The sequence below is a fragment of the Vagococcus sp. AM17-17 genome (assembly GCF_003471765.1).
GTDB classification, from domain to species: Bacteria; Bacillota; Bacilli; order Lactobacillales; family Vagococcaceae; genus Vagococcus; species Vagococcus teuberi.
In genome coordinates this window covers 1-3089 of record NZ_QRJY01000033.1, presented here as the reverse complement: position 1 = coordinate 3089, position 3089 = coordinate 1, and the positions used below count along the sequence as shown (strand labels likewise).

The 3089-nt window shown below is 48.9% G+C and carries 1 rRNA gene; it reads left to right on the top strand.

Annotated elements, in window-relative coordinates:
* Positions 1 to 167 precede the first annotated feature (167 nt).
* Positions 168 to 3079 (top strand): 23S ribosomal RNA (locus DW196_RS10980).
* The last annotated feature ends 10 nt before the right edge of the window (positions 3080 to 3089 follow it).

Genomic DNA, 3089 nt, shown 5'->3' with positions numbered 1-3089 from the left:
TCAAACGAATTGTTCATTGAAAACTGGATAGTTGAAGTTAGACATCAACATAAACCGAGAACACCGCGTTGAACAGTTTCTTTAAAAAGAACTGTGAAATGTATTAATGATTATCTATCGCTAGTTAGTCATTAATTAAAAAACAAGCTAACCGTAAGGTTAGAAAAGGTTAAGTGAATAAGGGCGCACGGTGGATGCCTTGGCACTAGAAGCCGATGAAGGACGGGACTAACACCGATATGCTTCGGGGAGCAGTAAGTATGCTATGATCCGGAGATTTCCGAATGGGGGAACCCAATATCTTTTATAGGATATTATCTAATAGTGAATACATAGCTATTAGAAGGTAGACGCAGAGAACTGAAACATCTAAGTACCTGCAGGAAGAGAAAGAAAAATCGATTTCCTTAGTAGCGGCGAGCGAAACGGAAACAGCCCAAACCAACAAGCTTGCTTGTTGGGGTTGTAGGACTCAGCTGTGGTAGCTGTTGTGGATAGTCGAATCGACTTGGAAAGGTCAGCCGTAGCGGGTAAAAGCCCCGTAGACGAAATTGACAACACACCTATGAGTATCCTGAGTACGGCGGAACACGAGAAATTCCGTCGGAATCCGGGAGGACCATCTCCCAAGGCTAAATACTCTCTAGTGACCGATAGTGAACCAGTACCGTGAGGGAAAGGTGAAAAGCACCCCGGAAGGGGAGTGAAATAGAACCTGAAACCGTGTGCCTACAAGAAGTTAGAGCCCGTTAATGGGTGATAGCGTGCCTTTTGCAGAATGAACCGGCGAGTTACGATAGCATGCGAGGTTAAGCTGAAGAAGCGGAGCCGTAGCGAAAGCGAGTCTGAATAGGGCGAATGAGTATGTTGTCGTAGACCCGAAACCATGTGACCTACCCATGTCCAGGTTGAAGGTGTGGTAAAACGCACTGGAGGACCGAACCCACGTACGTTGAAAAGTGCGGGGATGAGGTGTGGGTAGCGGAGAAATTCCAAACGAACTTGGAGATAGCTGGTTCTCTCCGAAATAGCTTTAGGGCTAGCCTCGGATTTGAGAATGATGGAGGTAGAGCACTGTTTGGACTAGGGGCCCGTCTTGGGTTACCGAATTCAGATAAACTCCGAATGCCATTCATTTATATCCGGGAGTCAGACAGTGAGTGATAAGATCCATTGTCGAAAGGGAAACAGCCCAGACCACCAGCTAAGGTCCCAAAATACATGTTAAGTGGAAAAGGATGTGAGGGTGCACAAACAACTAGGATGTTGGCTTAGAAGCAGCCACCATTTAAAGAGTGCGTAATAGCTCACTAGTCGAGTGCCCTTGCGCCGAAAATGTACCGGGGCTAAACATGTTACCGAAGCTGTGGATAGAACCTTTGGTTCTATGGTAGGAGAGCGTTCTAAGGGCGTTGAAGCTGGATCGTAAGGACTGGTGGAGCGCTTAGAAGTGAGAATGCCGGTATGAGTAGCGAAAGACAGGTGAGAATCCTGTCCACCGAATGACTAAGGTTTCCTGGGGAAGGCTCGTCCTCCCAGGGTTAGTCGGGACCTAAGCTGAGGCCGATAGGCGTAGGCGATGGATAACAGGTTGAGATTCCTGTACTCGTTTGTTTTGTTTGAACAATGGAGGGACACAGGAGGCTATGAGATCGTGCGACTGGAAGTGCACGTTCAAGCAACAAGTCTTGATAAGAGTCAAATGCTTTTATCTATAAGGACAAGTTGTGATGAGTAGGGAAATAAAGTACCGAAGTCTCAATGTCACACTGTCAAGAAAAGCTTCTAGTTAGAAACAAATGACCCGTACCGCAAACCGACACAGGTAGTCGAGGAGAGAATCCTAAGGTGAGCGAGAGAACTCTCGTTAAGGAACTCGGCAAAATGACCCCGTAACTTCGGGAGAAGGGGTGCTGAACGCAAGTTCAGCCGCAGTGAATAGGCCCAAGCGACTGTTTATCAAAAACACAGGTCTCTGCAAAATCGAAAGATGACGTATAGGGGCTGACGCCTGCCCGGTGCTGGAAGGTTAAGAGGATGGGTTAGCAATAGCGAAGCTCAAAATTGAAGCCCCAGTAAACGGCGGCCGTAACTATAACGGTCCTAAGGTAGCGAAATTCCTTGTCGGGTAAGTTCCGACCCGCACGAAAGGCGTAACGATTTGGGCACTGTCTCAACGAGAGACTCGGTGAAATTTTAGTACCTGTGAAGATGCAGGTTACCCGCGACAGGACGGAAAGACCCCATGGAGCTTTACTGTAGTTTGATATTGAATGTTTGTGACACATGTACAGGATAGGTAGGAGCCGTAGAAGTCGGAACGCTAGTTTCGATGGAGGCGCTGGTGGGATACTACCCTTGTGTTATGACCATTCTAACCCGCACCACTAATCGTGGTGGGAGACAGTGTCAGATGGACAGTTTGACTGGGGCGGTCGCCTCCCAAAAGGTAACGGAGGCGCCCAAAGGTTCCCTCAGAATGGTTGGAAATCATTCGTAGAGTGCAAAGGCAGAAGGGAGCTTGACTGCGAGAGCTACAACTCGAGCAGGGACGAAAGTCGGGCTTAGTGATCCGGTGGTTCCGCATGGAAGGGCCATCGCTCAACGGATAAAAGCTACCCTGGGGATAACAGGCTTATCTCCCCCAAGAGTTCACATCGACGGGGAGGTTTGGCACCTCGATGTCGGCTCGTCGCATCCTGGGGCTGTAGTCGGTCCCAAGGGTTGGGCTGTTCGCCCATTAAAGCGGCACGCGAGCTGGGTTCAGAACGTCGTGAGACAGTTCGGTCCCTATCCGTCGCGGGCGTTGGAAATTTGAGAGGAGCTGTCCTTAGTACGAGAGGACCGGGATGGACATACCTCTGGTGTACCAGTTGTTCTGCCAAGGGCATTGCTGGGTAGCTATGTATGGACGGGATAAACGCTGAAAGCATCTAAGCGTGAAGCCCCCCTCAAGATGAGATTTCCCATTCCTTTAAGGAAGTAAGACCCCTGAAAGATGATCAGGTAGATAGGCTAGGAGTGGAAGTACAGTGATGTATGGAGCGGACTAGTACTAATCGGTCGAGGACTTAACCAAAATAAGCGGT